At 62.8% G+C, this 19,348-nt stretch carries 16 protein-coding genes; 13 read left to right on the plus strand and 3 right to left on the minus strand.

The features are described from left to right. Positions 1 to 90 precede the first annotated feature (90 nt). The 7 genes from JTF07_RS17010 (at position 91) to JTF07_RS17040 (ending at position 8,330) form a co-directional block, all read left to right on the plus strand. Positions 91 to 1,191 carry a Gfo/Idh/MocA family protein gene (locus JTF07_RS17010; RefSeq protein ID WP_204235393.1) on the plus strand — a complete coding sequence of 367 codons (1,101 nt, stop codon included), beginning with the start codon at positions 91 to 93 and terminating at the stop codon, positions 1,189 to 1,191. Continuing rightward, on the plus strand, positions 1,188 to 2,729 hold the full coding sequence (locus JTF07_RS17015) for a sugar ABC transporter ATP-binding protein (RefSeq protein ID WP_204235394.1): 1,542 nt from the start codon (positions 1,188 to 1,190) through the stop codon (positions 2,727 to 2,729). Before JTF07_RS17010 ends, JTF07_RS17015 begins: the two co-directional genes overlap by 4 nt. Then, the gene (locus JTF07_RS17020; RefSeq protein ID WP_252199891.1) at positions 2,726 to 3,853 is read left to right on the plus strand and encodes an ABC transporter permease; all 1,128 of its coding nucleotides are present in this window, start codon (positions 2,726 to 2,728) and stop codon (positions 3,851 to 3,853) included. Before JTF07_RS17015 ends, JTF07_RS17020 begins: the two co-directional genes overlap by 4 nt. Further along, on the plus strand, positions 3,850 to 4,971 hold the full coding sequence (locus JTF07_RS17025; RefSeq protein WP_204235395.1) for an ABC transporter permease: 1,122 nt from the start codon (positions 3,850 to 3,852) through the stop codon (positions 4,969 to 4,971). The genes JTF07_RS17020 and JTF07_RS17025 overlap by 4 nt, the downstream gene beginning before the upstream one ends. Before the next feature lie 16 nt (positions 4,972 to 4,987). Then, the gene (locus tag JTF07_RS17030; protein WP_204235396.1) at positions 4,988 to 6,199 is read left to right on the plus strand and encodes a substrate-binding domain-containing protein; all 1,212 of its coding nucleotides are present in this window, start codon (positions 4,988 to 4,990) and stop codon (positions 6,197 to 6,199) included. Positions 6,200 to 6,315: 116 nt separating this feature from the next. After that, on the plus strand, positions 6,316 to 7,320 hold the full coding sequence (locus JTF07_RS17035) for a sugar phosphate isomerase/epimerase family protein (RefSeq protein ID WP_204235397.1): 1,005 nt from the start codon (positions 6,316 to 6,318) through the stop codon (positions 7,318 to 7,320). Then, on the plus strand, positions 7,317 to 8,330 hold the full coding sequence (locus tag JTF07_RS17040; RefSeq protein ID WP_204235398.1) for a sugar phosphate isomerase/epimerase family protein: 1,014 nt from the start codon (positions 7,317 to 7,319) through the stop codon (positions 8,328 to 8,330). The genes JTF07_RS17035 and JTF07_RS17040 overlap by 4 nt, the downstream gene beginning before the upstream one ends. 113 nt (positions 8,331 to 8,443) lie before the next feature. Here JTF07_RS17040 and JTF07_RS17045 read toward each other — a convergent pair whose 3' ends face one another. After that, complete coding sequence (locus JTF07_RS17045) at positions 8,444 to 9,124, minus strand: LysE family translocator (RefSeq protein WP_204235399.1); 681 nt, start codon at positions 9,122 to 9,124, stop codon at positions 8,444 to 8,446. A 241-nt stretch (positions 9,125 to 9,365) separates the two neighbouring features. On the opposite strand from JTF07_RS17045, the gene JTF07_RS17050 reads away from it, so the two are divergent. From JTF07_RS17050 to JTF07_RS17060, 3 genes are all read left to right on the plus strand, one after another. Next, positions 9,366 to 10,115: a M50 family metallopeptidase gene (locus JTF07_RS17050; protein ID WP_204235400.1), complete on the plus strand. Its 750-nt coding sequence runs from the start codon at positions 9,366 to 9,368 to the stop codon at positions 10,113 to 10,115. Between the two features lie 167 nt (positions 10,116 to 10,282). Further along, entirely contained in the window at positions 10,283 to 10,960 is a 678-nt protein-coding gene (locus tag JTF07_RS17055) for an HAD family hydrolase (protein ID WP_204235401.1), read from the plus strand. A 233-nt stretch (positions 10,961 to 11,193) separates the two neighbouring features. After that, entirely contained in the window at positions 11,194 to 13,359 is a 2,166-nt protein-coding gene (locus JTF07_RS17060; protein ID WP_204235402.1) for an HNH endonuclease signature motif containing protein, read from the plus strand. A 156-nt stretch (positions 13,360 to 13,515) separates the two neighbouring features. Here the strand turns inward: JTF07_RS17060 and JTF07_RS17065 are convergent, their stop codons facing one another. Further along, complete coding sequence (locus tag JTF07_RS17065; protein ID WP_204235403.1) at positions 13,516 to 15,111, minus strand: nucleobase:cation symporter-2 family protein; 1,596 nt, start codon at positions 15,109 to 15,111, stop codon at positions 13,516 to 13,518. A gap of 606 nt (positions 15,112 to 15,717) precedes the next feature. Here JTF07_RS17065 and JTF07_RS17070 point away from each other — a divergent pair. Beyond that, positions 15,718 to 17,097, plus strand: a complete 1,380-nt coding sequence (locus JTF07_RS17070; RefSeq protein ID WP_204235590.1) for an 8-oxoguanine deaminase — start codon at positions 15,718 to 15,720, stop codon at positions 17,095 to 17,097. A gap of 66 nt (positions 17,098 to 17,163) precedes the next feature. Here JTF07_RS17070 and JTF07_RS17075 read toward each other — a convergent pair whose 3' ends face one another. Continuing rightward, positions 17,164 to 17,649, minus strand: coding sequence for a hypothetical protein (locus JTF07_RS17075; RefSeq protein WP_204235404.1), 486 nt, complete (start codon positions 17,647 to 17,649; stop codon positions 17,164 to 17,166). 145 nt (positions 17,650 to 17,794) lie between these two features. Between JTF07_RS17075 and JTF07_RS17080 the strand changes: the two genes are divergently transcribed. Together JTF07_RS17080 and JTF07_RS17085 are read left to right on the plus strand one after the other, a co-directional pair. Beyond that, positions 17,795 to 18,244: a DUF2871 domain-containing protein gene (locus JTF07_RS17080; RefSeq protein WP_204235405.1), complete on the plus strand. Its 450-nt coding sequence runs from the start codon at positions 17,795 to 17,797 to the stop codon at positions 18,242 to 18,244. 260 nt (positions 18,245 to 18,504) lie between these two features. Beyond that, positions 18,505 to 19,257, plus strand: coding sequence for a type 1 glutamine amidotransferase (locus tag JTF07_RS17085; protein ID WP_204235406.1), 753 nt, complete (start codon positions 18,505 to 18,507; stop codon positions 19,255 to 19,257). Positions 19,258 to 19,348: the final 91 nt, after the last annotated feature.

Here is a 19,348-nt window from a genome sequence, read left to right on the forward strand (position 1 = left end):
CGGTAAACTGCATTGTCCAAAGGTGACGATTGATCACTTACTTTTAAAAAATGCTTGACAGAAGTAGGCAAGCTGACATCAGAATGGTGCATGGACACTGTCGCCCAGGCTTCCGCCCCTCCACCTCGAATCGGGATGGTGGGTGGCGGCTTCATGGCCCGCACGCATACCCGTGCCGCTCGCGCCGCCGGAGCTCACCTCGAGGTGATCGCAAGCTCAAGCGCAGCCGGCAGCCGCAGCGCTGCAGCTGAACTCGGCTACCGGGCAGCCGCGACCGGCGACGAACTCTTCGACCACGAACTCGACGTCGTCCATGTCTGCACCCCGAACAGCACCCACGCCGAACACTCACGGCGGGCCCTCGACTCGGGCTCCCACATCATCTGCGAGAAGCCGCTGGCCGTTGACGCGGCCACCGCACGCTCCATCCTCGAGCATGCGACATCGTTGGGACTGGGTGGAACCGTTCCGTTCGTCTACCGCTATCACCCGATGGTGCGTGAGGCCCGCGCCCGGATCCGGCGAGGAGACACCGGGGCCCTGCTGACCATCGATGCCAGCTATCTTCAGGATTGGATGCTCAGTGCTGATGACGACAACTGGCGTGTCGATGCCGGCTCCGGCGGTCCCTCCCGCGCCTTCGCGGACATCGGCTCTCACCTCGTCGATCTCATCGAGTTCATCACCGACGAACGCATCGTGTCCCTGGTCGCAACGACGAGAACCGTCCACCCCCGCCGAGGCGGAGCGAGAGTGACCACGGAAGACACAGTTGCGATGACGGTCGAGATGAGCGGCGGTGGAATCGGCTCGGTCCTCATCTCCCAGCTCGCGCCGGGACGGAAGAACGGCCTCGTCATCGAGGTCGCGGGATCCAAGGAAAGTCTGCGATTCGCCCAAGAGCACCCGGAAGAGCTGTGGGTGGGCCGTCGAGCCGGCAGTCTGTTCTTGGTGCGCGACCCAGAGGTCCTGTCGGCCGATGCCGCCCGGCTGTGCAGGGTCCCGGCAGGACATCCGCAGGGCTATCAGGATGCATTCAATGCGTTCGTCGCCGATTCCTATGCTGTCTTCGCCGGTGAGGAGCGTGAAGGTGTGCCGACCTTGGCCGACGGCGTTCGCGCGGCATTCGTGACAGAGGCCGTGCTCAAATCGGCAGCCGAGCGCACGTGGGTCGAGGTCGAAGCGCCATGACCGATGCACCGGTGCTGCGCGCCACGGGGATCAGCAAACAGTTCTTCGGAGTCGAAGTGCTGCACGATATCGCGCTCGAGGTGCGCGCCGGCACGGTCCACGGCCTCGTCGGGGAGAACGGAGCCGGAAAGTCCACGCTGATGAAGATCATCGCTGGTGTCTACCGCAGGGACGGCGGGGAGGTGCGCATCGATGGCCAGGTCGTCGACTTCTCCCATCCCGTCGATGCCGGCAGGGCAGGCGTGGCCACGGTCTTTCAGGAATTCAATCTGCTGCCCGATCGCACCGTCGCGCAGAACGTCTTCTTGGGACGAGAGCCCCGAAGGCGCGGCCTTGTCGATGTGCGCACGATGCGGTCGAAGACCCAGACCCTCCTCGACGAACTGGATGTGGAGGGAATCACCCCCGATGCGAAGGTCGGCTGGCTGACCGTGGCCGAGCAGCAGATCGTCGAGATCATCAAAGCACTCTCCGTCGATGCCCGGGTGATCTCCATGGACGAACCCACCGCGGCGCTGTCAGACAATGAGGTTGCAGTCCTCTACCGGGTCATCGAGACTCTCAAATCCAAGGGCGTGGCGATCATCTACGTCTCGCACCGACTGCAGGAGGTCTTCGACCTCTGCGACACGATCACCGTGATGAAGGACGGCGCTCTCGTCACCAGCGAACCGGCGTCCCAGATGGATCAGGCGGGGCTCGTGCGCGCCATGGTCGGCAGGCCCATCAGCACGTTCTTTCCTGAGGCCGAGACGGGAACGGAGATCGGTGACACCGTGCTCTCGGTGACCGGCGGAGGCAACGAACAGCTTGACGGCATCGCCCTCGACCTGCGCGCCGGTGAGATCCTCGGGCTGGCCGGCCTGCAGGGTTCGGGGCGGTCGGAGCTGCTGTCTGCGATCTTCGGCGCCGAGCCGTTCACCCGCGGTACGCTGCACCTCGACGGCGAGGCAGTGCGCATCGCGTCCGCTCGACAGGGCGTCCGGCGGGGTCTGGCCCTGGTCACGGAGGACCGCAAGGGCACAGGTCTGGTGCTCTCCCAATCCATTCTCGACAATGCGCTGCTGGCGATCCGCGCTGTCTTCCCCTCCCGCACTTCGGGTATGCGCGCCGAGATTCCGGGGATCCTCGAATCTCTCGAGGTCATCAGCCGCAATGCGGACCAGGAGGTCCGAGCACTGTCGGGAGGCAATCAGCAGAAGGTCGTTCTGGCCAAATGGTTGGCCACCTCCCCACGTGTGGTGCTGCTCGACGAACCGACTCGAGGAATCGACGTCGGTGCGAAGGTCGCGGTCTACACGCTGATCCGCAGCCTCGCCCGCCGAGGTGTGGCGATCGTCCTCGTCTCCAGCGAACTTCCCGAGGTCCTGGGAATGTCCGATCGGGTTCTCGTCATGTCGGATGGCCGGATCGCCGGGGAGCTTCCTCCGAGTTCGACGGAGGAAGAGGTCCTGGCCCTGGCCACCGGCACCGAGGCCCACGTGGTCAGTGATGACACGCACGTCAGCGCTGACTCCAGGGTGGTGGGGGACCGATGAGAACCCAGCTGCGTCGCCTGGACACCACCGCACTCGTCTATCTCGCGCTCATCGGAGTGCTCATCATCGGTGCCGTCCTTGTGGCCACGACCGGTCGCAACTTCTTCAGCCCGGGCAATGTCCGCGACATTCTCACCGGAATGAGCGTCCTGGGATTCGTCGCCATCGGACAGACGCTCGTGATCCTCGGAGCATCCCTGGACCTCTCCGTTCCCTATGTCATGAGCCTGGCCAGTCTGGTCGCAGCGCAGACGATGAACGGCAGCGATGCGATGGTCCTCCCCGCGGTGCTGCTGACCTTGGTGGTCACTGCCTGCATCGGTCTGGCCAACGGTCTCATCGTCACCGTCCTGGGAGTCCACGGTTTCGTTGCGACTCTGGGAGTTGGTCTCATCCTCAAGGGGTATCTGGACACGAACTACCAGGGCACAGAAGGCAGTGTTCCCTGGTCGTTCCAGCTCTTCGGCGCCACCGGCGTCGGACCGGTGCCGGTCTCGACGATCGTCATGCTCGCCCTCGCCGGCCTCGTGGCATTCCTCCTGGTCCGGACCAGATTCGGCCACCACCTGTTCGCCGTCGGCGGCAACTCGGAGGTCGCCAGACTCTCCGGCGTCCGGCAGCGCCTGCCACTGATCGGAGCGCACATCGGCAGCTCCGTCTGTGCAGGATTGGCGGGTCTGCTGCTGGCGAGTCGCCTGGGTGTAGGAAGCCCGACCGTCGGCTCACAGGGCAGCTACGATCTGCTCTCGATCGCCGCGGTGGTCCTCGGCGGAACGGTACTCATGGGCGGACGCGGTTCGATCTGGGGGACCATCGGCGGCGTCGCGATCTTCGCAGTCCTCGACAATCTCATGAGCGTCATGCAGTTCAACCCCTTCCTCAAGGACGTCATCCGCGGACTCGTCATCATCATCGCCGTGGCGCTCTACGCTCGCCGCCGGGTCATCGCCCGCAGAATCCGTTTTGCCGATGGGCCACCAGGACCGAACATCGCCACCGGGGCCGTGCCCGACCGTGATCCCGAGACCGACCGTGATCCCGAGACCGACCGTGACCCCGACCCCGAGACCGCCCGTGGCCCCGAGCGTGACCTTGAAACCGACCGTGAAGGGAGCCGAGGATGATTCCGAGAACTCCCGAGACCCGCCTCGGCGATGGGGGACTTCGTCGACTGATCGAACGGGCTGTGGATCCGCGGGGAGCCGTGGTCGTCCTCCTCGTCGTCATCCTGATCGCCATCGTCGTCCTCAACCCGAGCTTCGCAGAGCCGGGAGCGCTCATGCGCTTCATCCAGCGGGTCTCGCCGGTGGTCATCGTCGCCATCGGCCAGTACTTCGTCATCGTCAGCGGCGAATTCGACCTGTCGATGGGCGCAGTGGTCACCGCGCAGGTGATGACAGCGGGCCATCTCATCGGCGAAGACGACTCGAAGACGGTGCCGGTGCTCATCATCATGCTGGTCATCGGCGTCGTCGTCGGCATCGTCAACGGACTGGCCACGACGCTGCTCAAGGTCCCCTCGTTCATCGTCACCCTCGGCACGATGCTCGTCATCCACGGCGCAGTCATGTGGTGGACGGGCGGAGCGGCGACAGGCAATCCCGCCGAATCCTTCCGGCAACTCGGCCGGGGCGGAATCGAGGGGATCCCGATCCTCGGCCTCCTGCCCTATGCCGTCCTGATTCTGGTGGCAGTCATCGTCTTCGCCGTGTGGATCTCCCGGAGACCCTTCGGCAGGACCGTGGTCGCCATCGGCGACAACGCAGAGGCTGTGACCTTCGCCGGAGCGAACGTGTGGAGGACGAAGACTCTCGCCTTCGTCCTGTCCTCCCTCGCAGCGACAGTGGCAGGAGTGCTCCTCGCCGGCTATGCCGGGGTCCATCCCTCAGTCGGTCAGGGCTACGAATTCACCGCCATCACGGCAGTCGTTCTGGGAGGCGTGGTCCTCGGCGGCGGACGGGGAACCGTCCTCGGCGCACTGATCGGAGCCTTCACTCTCGAGTCGCTGTTCACCCTGCTCAACTTCACTTCGGTGCCGGCGACGATGCGCGACGCGATCCAAGGAGCCATCATCATCGCTGCGGTCGCATACTCCGGTGTGGCCTTCGCGAAGAAGCGCAGACGACCTGCCACCTCGGCGACCACGAGCCCGACGAATGAACAGACCGACCCAAGCACAACCTCGGCGGGGACATCTTCGCCGATCCAACTCACCGGCGGCGACGAAGCCGAACGGAAATGACAAGGGAGAGAACATCATGAGAAGAGGACTGAGGAGCGCGCTCGGCATTGCCAGTGCCGCCGCTCTCATCGCGTTGGCAGGGTGCACGACCGACCCGTCTGTGGAACCGGCGGACGAAGGCGATGGTGCGCAGGAGGAGGCACCGGCCGAGGAGTGGTTCGACCAGGAGCTCTACGACCAGCAGCTCAAGCAGCGTGAGGTCGATCCGGAGGGCCCGGAGGACAAGCCCTACCTGCAGATGATCAACCCCAAGATGGGCGACACCTCGGAGTTCAAGTCCGATGGTGGGAAGAAGATGTGCTTCGCGAATGCGTCGATCTCCAACCCCTGGCGCCAGACCGGGTGGATCACGATGAACGAGCAGCTCAAGGAGCTCAAGAAGGACGGCGTCATCACTGAGATGGAGACCCGTGATGCTCAGGACAACGATGATACGCAGATTGCCGACATCGACTACTTCATCGCCGAAGGCAACTGCGATGGCTTCATCATCTCGCCCAACTCGACGGCCGCAATCACACCCGCCGTCGAACGCGCATGCAAGACAGACAAGCCCGTGATCGTCTTCGACCGTGGTGTCGAAACGGACTGCGCCGTGTCGTTCATCCACCCGATCGGCGGATTCGCCTGGGGCATCGACACCTCGCAGTTCCTCATCGACAATCTCAGCAAGGGCGACAAGGTCGTGGCGCTGCGGATTCTGCCCGGTGTCGACGTGCTCGAACAGCGCTGGGCAGCAGCGGACAAGCTCTTCGGTGAGGCCGGAATCGAGGTCGTCGACTACTTCACGGAGGGTGACCCGGCCGAGATCAAGAAGGTCGTCTCCGATGAGCTCGCGAAGGGCGACGTCCAGGGCATCTGGATGGATGCGGGAGACGGTGCCGTGTCCGCGATCGAAGCATTCGAGGATGCTGGCAAGGACTATCCGGTGATGACCGGTGAGGACGAGCTGAGCTTCCTGCGGAAGTGGAAGGACACCGAGATGACCGCTCTGGCGCCCGTGTACACGAACTTCCAGTGGCGGACCCCGCTGCTGGCCGCGGAGAAGATCTTCCAAGGTGAGGAAGTCCCGACCGAATGGGTGCTGCCGCAGAGCCCGATCACGGCCGAGGACCTCGACGAGTACCTTGACCGGAACAAGGGAATGCCCGATGGCCACTATGCGAAGTTCGGCGGCGAGGACATGGCCGGGTATCCGCAGGTGTGGCAGGACCGAGTCATCCCCTGATCGGGGAATGGGGATGATCGGCGTGTGCAGATGAACGGCGTTTGCGGACGGACGGCGTGCGCGGATGTTCGGCGTGCGTGGATGAACGGGAGTGAGAACATGACGGGAGTGAGAACATGATCGGACCCCGTGAGATCGGCGTCAACACCTGGGTGTGGACGTCTCCGCTGAGGACGGCGAACCTCGGCGATCTGGCGGACCGAGCCCGACGATTCGGGTTCGGTCTGCTGGAACTGCCCGTGGAGAGCCCGGGTGATTGGAACCCGAACACCGCCGCCGAGGTGCTGGCCGGGTATGAAATGGGTGCGCGGATCGTGGGGGCGATGGGTCCCGGTCGTGACCTCATCGACCCGCTCTATCGTGCGGATACTCAGGACTACCTCCGGCACTGTGTGGATGTGGCTCTCGCCGTGGGGTCGCCCACCGTAGCCGGTCCGTTCACGGCCGCGACCGGCCGAGTGTGGAGGATGGATGCGGGCGAGCGGAGCCGGGTCGTGGAGACACTTCGCGAGGCACTGCGCCCCGTTGCCGACTATGCCGCTGAACGCAGCGTGGCCCTGGCTGTGGAACCGCTCAACCGGTACGAGACGAGCATCATCAACACGGTCGACCAGGCCCTTGATGTTCTCGAACCCCTGCTGGACCGTGGAGTCGGGTTGGCTCTGGACAGCTATCACCTCAACATCGAGGAGCGCTCGCCGGCGGCCGCGATCCGGGCCGCCGGGGACCATTGTCGGGTCGTGCAGGTATGCGGCAACGATCGCGGGCCCGTGGGTGGGGACCACACCGACTGGGACTCCTTCTTCGATGCCCTCGATGACATCGCCTACGCGGGACCGCTGACGCTGGAGAGCTTCACCGCAGGCAACGACACTATCGCCGCGGCTGCATCCATCTGGCGTCCCCTGGCAAGGACCCAAGACGAACTGGCACGGACCAGCGCAGAATTCCTCACTGAACTGCAGCTTTCGCGGGTTTCCGGCATGGCGGCGGGCAGGAGCTCGGTCGTCGGGGACGCGGCTGACACAGGCCCGGCGGACACGGGCCCGGCGGACACGGCCCCGGAGGACACGGCCCCGGCGGACAGGGCAGCGAATACGACTGCAAGGGAGCAGCAATGACCGATTCATCTCATCCAGTCACTCTATTCACTGGTCAATGGGCCGATATGCCGTTCGAGGAGGTGGCTCGGCTGGCGGCGTCCTGGGGTTATGACGGGCTGGAGATCGCGTGCTCCGGCGATCATCTGGACCTCGCCAGGGCCGAAGAGGATCCTGCGTACCTGCAGTCACGCCTCGATGTTCTGGACAGGTACGGTCTCAAGGTGTGGGCGATCTCGAACCACCTGGCAGGCCAGGCCGTGTGCGACGACCCGATCGACTTCCGCCATCAGGCGATCGTGCGTGACTATGTCTGGGGTGACGGCGATGCGGAAGGGGTGCGCCGACGAGCCGCCGAAGATATGAAGCGGGCAGCCCGGGTGGCCCGAAAGCTCGGCGTGGACACGGTCGTCGGGTTCACGGGATCGAAGATCTGGCCGTATGTGGCGATGTTCCCACCTGTGCCTGCCGAGGTCATCGATGCCGGCTACGAGGACTTCGCTACTCGGTGGAATCCGATCCTCGACGTCTTCGACGGCGAAGGGGTGCGCTTTGCTCACGAGGTTCATCCGTCCGAGATCGCCTACGACTACTGGACGACGGTGCGGGCACTGGAGTGCATCGACCATCGGGAAGCCTTCGGCCTCAACTGGGACCCGAGCCACTTGCTGTGGCAGGGCCTGGACACGATCGGCTTCATCACCGACTTCGCCGATCGCATCTACCATGTCGACTGCAAAGACACACGACTTCGGCCTGCGAGCGGGCGAAGCGGCATCCTCGGTTCGCATCTGCCCTGGGGCGATCCTCGGCGAGGGTGGGATTTCGTGTCGACGGGACACGGGGACATGCATTGGGAAGATGCGTTTCGAGCACTGAGGTCGATCGGCTACGCCGGGCCGATCTCCATCGAATGGGAAGATGCCGGGATGGATCGTCTCCACGGTGCCGCCGAGGCGGTCGTGCGCATCCGTGAACTGCTGTGGAAGAAGCCCGACGCGTCCTTCGACGCCGCATTCTCGAACCAGTAGCTGCTGCTCGGATGCCTGAGAGCAGCGACCCGGCCCAGTGGGCGCTGCGACTCGGGTCAGTAGGCGCAGCGGTATCTGCCTTCTGGCTGGCTATGCTTACTGGCTGGTGATGCTTACCGGCTGGCGAAGGCCAGCGTTCCGCCCAAGCCGATGAGCATGCCGCCGCCGATTCCACGGATGCGCGACATCCGCCTCGGCGAGCGAGCGAACCAGCTGCGCGCGGTACCGGCGACGAAGGCCCACGACCCGTCCGAGAACAGGGCAAGAGCCTGGAAGAGGAGACCGAGGAAGATCATCTGCAACGGCACATGCCCGGCCTCGATCGAGACGAACTGGGGGAGGGCCGCGACGAAGAAGATGATGGTCTTCGGATTCGAGATGCCGACGATGAAGCCCTGCATGAACATCGATCGATAGGTGACTTCACGACCAGCGGGGACGAAGGAATCCGCTTCGCTCTCAGCCTCCAGCGCCGTTGATGGGTCCTCGGGCACCTCATTGCCGACCTTGCGGTGTCGGATGCCCTGGACGCCCAAGTATACGAGGTAACCGGCGCCGAGGATCTTGACGATCGTGAAGATGACGACCGATTGGGCGACGATGGTGCCCACCCCGAAGGCCACGGCCACGATGATCGGGATGATGCCGACGCTGCCGCCGAGCACGCTCGTCAGGCCCGAACGCCTGCCGTGGGAGAGCGATTGGCCGACGACGAAGAGCACCGTCGGCCCGGGAATCACAATGATGACGAGGGCTGCGGCGAGAAAGGCGAGAAGAGCGTCGGTGGTCGGCACTGAAGAATTCTATGGTCGCGACTCAACCGCAGGTAAGGGTCTGAGGTGGAGAGTTCGATCACATGACCGACGACCTGTGCGGGTCCGCAGGTTGGCCCTGCTGGGGTGCCGGCTTCGCGCTGAGAACCGACCGAGTGGACGGACTCGTACGGACTCTCGGAACCGACCCTGAAGACGTCACTCAGGGTCGGTTCATAGACTGGGCGGCTATGAGTGAGCAATTGACGACGGAGGTGCGTGCATGGACCTGAAGCAGGGAGTTTCAACCTGGTGGGAGGCCATCACGTCCGGGTTCGGTCGCCAGGACGGGCTTGAACCCGATGTCGTGCAGCTGCTCCTCGTCATCGGCATCCCTCTTCTCGTCACGCTGACGCCGGGAATCTGGCGATTCTTCGGCATGTTCGTCACCTTCGTGCACGAACTCGGCCACGCCTTCGCCGCATTGATGACGGGTCGGGTCGTCAAGGGAATCTCCCTGAACTTCGACCATTCCGGTCAGATGAACTCCTTTGGCAAGGTCGGATTCTCGGCGACGTGGTCGGGCTTTTGGGGATATCCGGCACCCGGTGTCCTTGGATTGGTCCTCATCACCTCGGCGACTCAGGGGTGGGCGCCATTGGCGCTGTCGGTCGGTGCGCTCATCCTCCTGGTTGCGCTCATCTTCATCCGGAACCTCGCTGGTGCCATGATCGCAGTGGTCACGGCTGTGGCCGCGCAGCTCGTCGTCGTATTCCTGCCGGTCGAATGGCTCGCTGTGTTCGTCGCCGGCCTGGGAACGGCCCTGGTGATCGGCTCGCTCAAGGACCTCGTCAAGGTGTTCCGCGTCCATACCCGCAGGCGCCACATCCAACAGTCGGATGCCTACATTCTCGCCCAGGGTTCGAGCCTGCCGGCGGGAGCCTGGCTGAGCCTGTTCGCACTGGTCATCATCGTCTGCGCGCTCGCCTCCGCATACATCCTGTACTCGGCGTCCACGATTGCGATCGGCTGATCTGAGCTCACGCAGGGTCGCTGGGGGCAGTTCGGATCTGGGGTGACAGCAGTCGGGCTGGGTTTGAAGCATTCGGACCAGGTTTGAAGCAGTTGGGTCGGGGCTGGAGGCGGCCCGCGCCCAGGGGCGGGAGCAGTCGGGTCAGTGCCGGATGGCAGAATCGGAGTATGAATCCGAGCCCGAAGTATGCTGCTGTATTGTTCGATTGCGACGGGGTGCTCGTCGATTCTGAGCGCCTCACGAATACGGTTCTCTGGGAAATGCTCAATGAGCTGGGTTGGCAGATCTCGCGAGAGGAATGTGTGTCCCGGTTCGTCGGGAAGATGCTCCGCGACGAGGTGGATGTCATCGAGGAGCATTCCGGTTTCCGTATCGACGCTGAGTGGCTGAGTGTGTTCCGTGGGCGTCGCAATGATGCTCTCGAGGCTTCATTGGAAGCAATACCGGGAGTCGCCGAGGCTGTCCGCGCCCTTGACGCGGCTTACCCCGGCCGGCTCGCGTGCGCGTCGAGCGCTGACCGCCCCAAGATCAACCTGCAGCTGCAGAAGATCGGGCTCTTCGACGTCTTCGACGGTCGGATCTTCTCCGGAATGGAGCTGCCTCAGTCGAAGCCGGCGCCGGACGTGTACCTGGCGGCCGCCGCTGTTCTCGGCGTCGATCCTGTGGAGACAGCAGTGATCGAGGATTCGCCGACCGGTGTGACAGCCGGCGTTGCGGCTGGCGCACACGTGCTCGGTTTCTGCCCCGACTCGCCAGTCCATCAGAGACCCGAGGCGCTCGAAGGCGTGGGAGCCCACGAGATCTTCACCGCGATGGAGCAGCTGCCGAGCCTGCTTTTGAGCTGAGGTGTGCTCAGGACCGCGCGGGATGCTCCGGACCGCGGTGTCAGGTGGTTGGCTGGTTGATGGAGCAGGTGACGATTGAAAATGTCCTTCCTATCGCGTCCATCATGACTGAATGATCGAATAAAGATCGAACAATACTATCGTTTGTTATCGAATTGTGATGTCAATCGCTGGCGATCACGATTAGAATTGAGGTAGGCACTCACATCGACGTGAAGATCAGGTGACCACCAGTGAAGTTCCCCTCCGAATCCGACAGCTCCGGTTCCGAACCTGCTCGTGACTCCGATGGAACCTCTCATCCCACTGAGAAGCCTCAATCCAATGCGACTTCAAACTCCAAAGGGCCCACTTCGGGCGACGAGGCTGACCCGGCTTCTACCGCTGGCGCTGCCGCTGGCGCTGGTGCTGATACGGATGCCGATGCCGATACCGATACAGGTGCTGATGCTGGCGGAGCGGCCCGCGGACCGACACATTCCTCTCGCCGCCTCCGCATTGATGCGGATTCACCTTTTGCTGACGCAGCGAAAGTATTTGCCGCGAGCGATCAGGCGCAGCTATCGGCATTGGATGTCTCTGCTGAACTCTTCTTCAACGAAACCGTAGAGAATCTGCGCCTCCACAATCCCCACCCCGGGCAGCCATATGCTCACGCGACGATCGCTGAAACCGTTCGCCGGTTCCAGCGTGACCGCCGCTCTTCCGCAGTTGCGAAGTCCAAGGACCCCGAAAGCCCCAAGAAGGGCCAGAAGCAACTCCCGCCCTTTCCTCGATTCAGGCTGGACCAGACCTTTTACGGCTGGGTTCACGAACTCTCCCAGGCCGAAGACATCGCGGAGTTCACAACGGTTCTGGGGACGACGACAGCGCGGGCGTATTCTCAGATAACCTCGGCGATGATTCTCCTGCATGGTCTACCCAAATTCTTCGCGCGCTGCCTCGCCGGTGAGTTCACGATCGAACACGTCCATGCCACCGCTCATGCCTGCAGGGACATCAAGTTCGAGAACCTTCCGCTCATCGACGACTACCTTTCGGATCGTCGCGCGGACATCACGCTCGAAACCTTCAAGAAGTCCTTGGGCATGAAGATCGCAGTTGTCGAACCTCTCGAGGAACGTGTGGAAGAGGCGAGCAAGCGTCGACGTGTCGATATAACGACGACCGCCGATGGAACGGCGTTCCTCACCCTGGCTGGACCAGCGCCTGAACTGCAGGCCTGCTATCTGCGAATAGCCGCCTTTGCGCGAGCGATACGGTCCGGGCACATCGCGGCCTTCAGTGACCAGCTGGCGCCGGGCACCGAGATCGACGATGACCGGGGACTTGACGCACTCATGTTCGACATTCTCACGCGAACCATCCCGCAGCTGAGTATTCAGGTCACTGCGACCGATACGACGACGGGGGAGACGTCAACACACGACATTCCTCTCGAGATGCCCGCTGAGCTTCTGATGAGCCCGGCTTCTGTCATCAACGCTGTGAACGAAGGTATCACCGAGGCTGGTGACGCCAGCGCCGCCACCTCCAGCGCCGCGACCTCCGGCGCCAGCGACGCCGCCGCCACCACCGTCAGCAGGTCCGGTTCGGAAACCGACGAAGTGGCGAGCAGAGTGGAAGTCGTTCTCACGATGCCCACTCACGAGCAGTGGCTGGGCTCGCAGGCCAAGATGATCACCACAGTCCCCTTCCTCACGCTCGCTGGCTCCTCGGAACTTCCTGGCACGTTCTCCGACGGCTCTCCGATCCCAGCAGATACTGCGCGTCGCGTCGCGAGACATGCGAAGTCATGGACGCGGATTCTCACAGACCCTGCCAGCGGCACACCGGTCGATGCCAAGGCTACGACCTACCAAATACCCGAGAATGTCCGTCAGACCTTGATTGCCAAATGGCAGGCATGCACGATTCCCGGTTGCACACGCAGGGCAGAGAGCACAGAGATCGATCACATTGTGCCCTTCGACCATGATCATCCGGCAGAAGGCGGGCTTACCCGATTCGGCAATCTCCACCCGCTGTGCAAGCTGCATCACCAGGCGAAAACTGATCGCAAATACTCGGTTCGGATGAACCGCGCAGGTTTCCTGCAGTACGTCTTTCGACACGGAATGAGAACCGAGGTGGCGGCTGGAGATCATCCGATCAATGCCGCTCACGCGAAGATGTTCGTTGAGATGCAGCGACAGGCTGCCCGCACATCTGATCCACCGAAAACGACAACACGTGAGGCAGATGAGCCGTGGCATGGCGACAAGCGAATATCTCAAGAATGTCCTGGACCACCCGCTGCCGACGGTCAGGCCGGGTGGGTGGAGAGCACCAAAATGCTCAACGACCGCGCGAAGGAAAACGAATGGATCTGGGACGCCGGCGGTCCACCGCCATTCTGAACTTGCGATTCCAGTAGAAAGCCGTCGGTGGTGGGCGCGCAGGCACCACCACCGACGGCTGGAACTGAGTGTCTAAGCGGAACCTCTAGGCGGAACCTCTAGGCGGAACCTCTAGGCGGAACCTCTGGACGGAACTGCTTGTTCAGCCGGAGAGCGTCAATCGTCGGTCTCGTTGATCACTCGACGTATATCGTCTTGAGTCTGCGCTTCGCCATTTTTGATCGCCTCCACAACCTTTTCGTGCTGCTGTTCCGTGACGACAGGAACTTCTTCACCATTGCAGTCGACGATCTTTCCGTCCTTGACGGTGTCGCCTTCGGCCAGCAGCGCCTCATGGTTGATGAGTCGTTCGAGCTCGTCCCTGCGGATGACTCGCCCGGTGCCTGCAACGAAGACCGAACGTTCGGTGCGGTCCTTGCTCCTTACCCCGATGTGGTTGAAGACCAGGTTGAGCAGCACAGCCATAAGTGTGGCCGAGGAGATTCCCGAGTGCAGGATGATGCCGACCCACGATGGGAAGGAGTTGTAGAAATCGGGCTGGACGACCGGGATGATGCCGAACGCCAAGGACACCGCCACCAGGATCATATTGAGGTTGCCCTCGTACTCGACCTTCGACAGGGTGCGGATGCCCGAAGCAGCCACGGTGCCGAAGAGGACGATCCCTGCGCCGCCGAGGACGGGGGAGGGTATCGCGGCAACGACTCCTCCCATGACCGGGAGCAGGCCGAGGACGACGAGAATGACACCGCCGGCTGTGACCACGAAACGAGACTTCACCCCGGTGATCGCCACAAGTCCGACGTTCTGGGCGAAGGCTGACTGGGTGAAGGAGTTGAAGATCGGTGACACTGCCGAGGACAGCATGTCCGCGCGCAGGCCATTGGAGATGCGCTTGGAGTCGACCTTGGTCTTGACGATTTCGCCCACCGCGATGATGTCGGCAGTGGTCTCTGCGAAGGTGACGATGATGACGATGAACATCGAGATGATCGCCGCAGCAGAGAAGGTCGGCATTCCGAAGGCAAACGGTTCGGGGAACGCGAACACGCCCCGATCAAACACGTGGGAGAAATCGGCCCAGCCGAAGATGAGGCAGATGACAGTTCCGACCACGATTGCCAGAAGGATGGACAGGCGGGAGATCGCGGCCACAGGAATTCGGCTGAGAATGAGGACGACCGCAAGGGTACCGACGGCGATGAGGATATTGCGACCGCTGCCGTAATCAGGTGCCTCGGCGTTTCCGCCCATCGCCCAACCGGCAGCCACAGGCATGAGGGACAAGCCGATCGTCGTGATGACGGTGCCTGTGACGACGGGTGGGAAGAACTTCACAATGAGCGCGAAGCCTGGAGCGACGATGAGGCCGATCACCGAGGCGACCAGGACAGCCCCGAATACCTCCGGAAGTCCTTCGCCTCCCGCGAGGATCGAAGTCATGGTGGCGACGCCGGCAAATGACACTCCCTGCACCAGAGGCAGTTGTGAGCCGAAGAACGGAACGCCGAACGACTGCAGAATCGTGGCCAATCCGCCCACGAACAGGCATGATGCGATCAGCACGCTGATTCCGGCACCATCGAGGCCGGCGGCCTTTCCGATGATGAGGGGGACGGCGATGATGCCGCCGTACATGGTCAGAACGTGCTGAAGACCGTAGGCAAATGAGGTGCCTACCGGAAGCCGTTCATCCTCCGGACGGGCCGCTTCTGCCCGGGAATTCTTGGGCGTCTGCTTTGATGTCGACATCTATCTCTCCGTTGAGTTCTTCCCTGAGTAACAGCCTCGGGGCCCTCGCTTGGATAAGCGATTCGGGTGGTCGACTGAATGTGAGGGAACTATTTCAATGCTTCCAGGATGCGAAAGTTTATTTCCTTATCGCAAAATGCTAGGCGAATCCTTTGAGGATGGCAAACTCATTTCGTGATCTGCCGCACATGCTAGAGTGCAGTCTTGCCGGTGGATGCCTCGGAGGACAAATAAGTCCCACCTGAGGTGCAGCACCTGGAGCTGGGCGGTAGAGCGCGGTATCACCTCGAGTGCGGAACACACTCACGGATCCGCGTCCCGTACACCTTCACCGGACGGCGGAGCAGCAGACGCCGAGAAACCTGAGCTGGCGGCGATTCGCCCCAGTCGTGTCGCCGCACAACGGCCGATGTGATGATTCGGCCGAATCAGCATTGAAAGGCGGCAGATATGACCACAGGTATCGAACTCCCAGCGGCCGGCGCCCCGACAGACGGCACAGCGACAGCCACCTCCCCGACAGCTGGCACTCCGGCAGCCACATCCCCGACAGCTGGCACTGCGACAGCCAGCACCTCGACGGCTCGCGCTGCGAAGGGCTCCACCATGTGGCTGCGCAATCCCATGGCCGTCCACCTCGGCCGCGACACAGATCCGGCGCAAGCGTCCGGCGGAATTGTCGTGGACACCCAGTCCGGGTTGATCGTCGAACTTGTTCCTGCAGGTGGCGAGCCCACCGGAGGGGCACAGTCCGTCGCCGAGGTGGTCGATGCGAGTGCGCATGTCATCACTCCGGGGCTCATCAACACCCACCATCACTTCTACCAGACCCTGACACGAGCGTGGGCTCCCGTAGCGGACCTGCCGCTGTTCGGGTGGCTGACAAACCTGTATCCGGTCTGGGCTCGACTGACGCCGAAGGCCCTCGAGCTGGCCACGACGGTCGCGATGGCCGAACTCCTTGAGTCCGGGTGCACAACAGCCGCCGACCACCACTACCTGTTCCCGACCGGTATGGACGATGCAATCGACATCCAGGTCGAGGTGACCAGGAAGCTCGGCATGCGCGCCATGCTCACCCGCGGATCCATGTCCCTGGGCGAAAAGGACGGCGGTCTGCCGCCGCAGCAGACCGTGCAGGATGCCGACGTGATCCTCGCCGACTCCCGCCGGCTCGTCGAGGCCTATCACGAACGGGGCGCCGGGGCGCAGGTGCAGATCGGATTCGCCCCCTGCTCGCCCTTCTCCGTGACCACCGAACTCATGCGTGATAGCGCGATCCTCGCCGAGGAGCTCGATGTCCGACTCCACACCCACCTTGCAGAGACCCTCGACGAAGAGGAATTCTGCCGCGAACGATTCGGGCTGCGCACCGTCGACTATCTCGAGTCCGTGGGGTGGCTGAGTGACCGATCGTGGCTGGCCCACGGTGTCCACTTCGATACGGATGAGATCACCCGCCTCGGCGAGGCAGGTGCCTCCGTGGCACACTGCCCGACGTCGAACATGCGCCTGGCCTCAGGCATCGCTCGGGCTGTCGAGCTCGAAGATGCCGGCGTCAACGTCGGTCTCGGTGTCGACGGATCGGCATCGAACGATGCCTCGAACCTCATCCGTGAAGTCCGGCAGGCACTCTACATCCAGCGCCTGCGCTACGGCTCGGTTGATGTCACCTGCGCCCGCGTGCTCGATTGGGCCACTCGCGGGTCCGCGGCGGCCCTGGGGCGTGAAGACATCGGACGCATCGAGGTTGGCAAGCAGGCGGACCTGGCGATGTTCCGCCTCGACGGTCTCGCCTTCTCCGGCTCACACGATCCGATTCCTGCCCTCGTGCTCTGCGGAGCGGAGAAGGCGGACAGAGTCATGGTCGCCGGTCAATGGCGAGTGCTCGACGGCAACGCGATCGGCAGCAACGGTGGACAGCTCGATAAGGAAGCTCTCATCGCGGCCCACCAGGAGGAGGCTCGCAAGCTCGTGGCCGGCTGAGACGCAGCCCAACCCGCCCTCAGCCCAACCTGCCCTCGCCCAGCCCGACCTCAGCCCAACCCGACCTCAGCTCTCGGGCTTCCGGAACACCTCGCGCATATGATCGCTGGTGAGGAAATCACCGACACCGATCATGATGAGACTGAAGACGATCTGCTCAGTGATCATCCAGACCGGATAGAGGCCGGGGATGGCCGCCATGACGAGGGTGATCACCGGGAAGATCTGGGCGAAGAGGCGCAGTCGCTGGTAGCCCCAGTAGTAGCCCTTCGTCGAGCGCCAGAAGAAGTAGAACAGGGTGGCGGTCATTCCGAGAACGACGACGGTACGCATCCAGACTGCGAACGGCACGGGTTCGCCCGCGCGGGCGATGATGACAGCGAAGACCACAGCACCGACGCCGAGGACCAGCTCGAAGGCGAGCAGCCCTGTGATCCATGCGAACGCGCGCGTCGTCTTCGGGTGGGCGAGTCCTTCGGCAGGAACGATGAGTCCTGCCTTGCTGCCTCCCGCGATGCGGTCGATCTTTGCGAACAGATTCTCCATGGACATGCTTTCAGGCTAACCGCCAGTGGGCCGGATTCCCTGCGAAATGGGGAGGTTTGAGGGTGTGAGGCCGAACATCAATCAAAAGTTGGGATCAGAGTTCAATCCTCTGGGTCAGGATTCGAATGCCGGATCTTGATGAAGTAGAAGCATGAAGAAGATATTCAACGCGGCATTCGCCTACATGATCATCGGCGTCCTCTCTGGCCTGTTCTACCGGGAGTTCACCAAGGCCAACGATTTCCCAGAAGGAGGCTTCACGCAGCTCAGCGTCGTCCACACCCATCTGCTCACGCTCGGCTTCATCGTCCTGCTCATCGTCCTCGTCCTCGACAAAGTCTTCGGACTCTCGGGCACCACGATGTTCTCCTGGTTCTTCTGGACCTACAACGCCGGCATCATCCTCACCGCAGGCACCATGGTCTGGCACGGCATGCTCACCGTCCTCGGCCAGGAGTCCAGCGCTATGATCTCCGGCATCGCCGGACTCGGACACATCGCTCTCTCCGTCGGCATGGTTCTGCTCTTCCTGTCACTGCGCAAAGCCATCGTCGCCGACAAGGCCGTCACCACGTCCACAGCTCGGTCGATCGCCGGCTGACCATCCCTCGGATCTCAGCTCAGTTCTCACTTCGAAATAACCACTCAAATAGGAATAACCACTCAGACACCGCCGCCGAGGTGGTTCCGGGGTCCGTGCTCAACGACGTCATCGTTGAGCACGGACCCCGCTTCGTCTGCCTATCTGTCACGTTGTCGGCTTCGCGGTTCTGTTGCATTCGAGACCTTGTCGGCTTCATCCCATTCTCGAATTCGAGACCCTGTCGACGCCTCCGGTTCGCATCGGTGACAATGGTCGGCATGAGCGAAGTGAGAATCCTGGTCATCGAACACGAGAGCGGCGCCGGCCCGAAGAGGTTCGGCGAGTGGCTGAGCGAAGCTGGCGCCGAGGTCGTTGTCATTCGTCCCTACCTCGGCGATGAGATTCCTTCCGCTCTCGATGGCTCGGCTGCGCCTGTCGGCTCCGCTGATAGTGACCGCTATTCCGCTCTTCTCGTCCTCGGCGGGTCTGCCGGGCCACTCGAGGACACCGTCAATCCATGGCTGCCCCAGGTCAGGGACCTGTTGCAGCGATCGGCGGCGGGGGAGTTCCCGAGCTTCAACATCTGCCTCGGCGGGGAGCTCCTGGCAGCGGCCACCTCGGCGAAGATCATCCGCCGGGAGCACCCGCAGATCGGGATCTACGATCTGCACACCACCTCGGCGGGGGAGGAAGATCCAGTGTTCTGCGCCATCGCTGGAGAGACATTTCCCGCGGTCCTCTTCCACCAGGAGGAGATGGAGCTGCCAGACGGCGGTGAACTCCTGGTCACCGGGTCCGATGCTCCGGTCCAGGGTTACCGGGTAGGGGAATTCGCGTGGGGGACGCAGTTCCATCCCGAATCCGACGCCGCGCAGGTTCAGCAGTGGCTGAGCTCGGACCCGTTACGGCTGCCCGACGGAAAAACCAATGACTCCATTAAGACCGAGGTAGCCGAGGCGGACGCCGATCTGATCCGGATCAACCGGACACTTGCGCACGGCTTCGTTGACTTCCTGCGCGGACGGCAGTGACTGGTGGATGAGGGCGGTGGCCCCACGCATCGTTGAAAGCTGAATATCAGCTGACAGCGTGTGGTGTTGTTGCTAGGTTGTCTTCAGGCGC

The organism is Brevibacterium sp. RIT 803, assembly GCF_016892625.1.
GTDB lineage: Bacteria > Actinomycetota > Actinomycetes > Actinomycetales > Brevibacteriaceae > Brevibacterium.

Excerpts from the sequence above, each read along its gene's own strand:
- JTF07_RS17035 (WP_204235397.1), top strand. The coding sequence starts at position 6,316 with ATGATCGGACCCCGTGAGATCGGCGTCAACACCTGGGTGTGGACGTCT.
- JTF07_RS17030 (WP_204235396.1), top strand. The coding sequence starts at position 4,988 with ATGAGAAGAGGACTGAGGAGCGCGCTCGGCATTGCCAGTGCCGCCGCT.
- JTF07_RS17080 (WP_204235405.1), top strand. The coding sequence starts at position 17,795 with ATGAAGAAGATATTCAACGCGGCATTCGCCTACATGATCATCGGCGTC.
- JTF07_RS17040 (WP_204235398.1), top strand. The coding sequence starts at position 7,317 with ATGACCGATTCATCTCATCCAGTCACTCTATTCACTGGTCAATGGGCC.
- JTF07_RS17025 (WP_204235395.1), top strand. The coding sequence starts at position 3,850 with ATGATTCCGAGAACTCCCGAGACCCGCCTCGGCGATGGGGGACTTCGT.
- JTF07_RS17070 (WP_204235590.1), top strand. The coding sequence starts at position 15,718 with ATGTGGCTGCGCAATCCCATGGCCGTCCACCTCGGCCGCGACACAGAT.
- JTF07_RS17010 (WP_204235393.1), top strand. The coding sequence starts at position 91 with ATGGACACTGTCGCCCAGGCTTCCGCCCCTCCACCTCGAATCGGGATG.
- JTF07_RS17050 (WP_204235400.1), top strand. The coding sequence starts at position 9,366 with ATGGACCTGAAGCAGGGAGTTTCAACCTGGTGGGAGGCCATCACGTCC.
- JTF07_RS17065 (WP_204235403.1), bottom strand. The coding sequence starts at position 15,111 with ATGTCGACATCAAAGCAGACGCCCAAGAATTCCCGGGCAGAAGCGGCC.
- JTF07_RS17085 (WP_204235406.1), top strand. The coding sequence starts at position 18,505 with ATGAGCGAAGTGAGAATCCTGGTCATCGAACACGAGAGCGGCGCCGGC.
- JTF07_RS17075 (WP_204235404.1), bottom strand. The coding sequence starts at position 17,649 with ATGTCCATGGAGAATCTGTTCGCAAAGATCGACCGCATCGCGGGAGGC.
- JTF07_RS17020 (WP_252199891.1), top strand. The coding sequence starts at position 2,726 with ATGAGAACCCAGCTGCGTCGCCTGGACACCACCGCACTCGTCTATCTC.
- JTF07_RS17015 (WP_204235394.1), top strand. The coding sequence starts at position 1,188 with ATGACCGATGCACCGGTGCTGCGCGCCACGGGGATCAGCAAACAGTTC.
- JTF07_RS17055 (WP_204235401.1), top strand. The coding sequence starts at position 10,283 with ATGAATCCGAGCCCGAAGTATGCTGCTGTATTGTTCGATTGCGACGGG.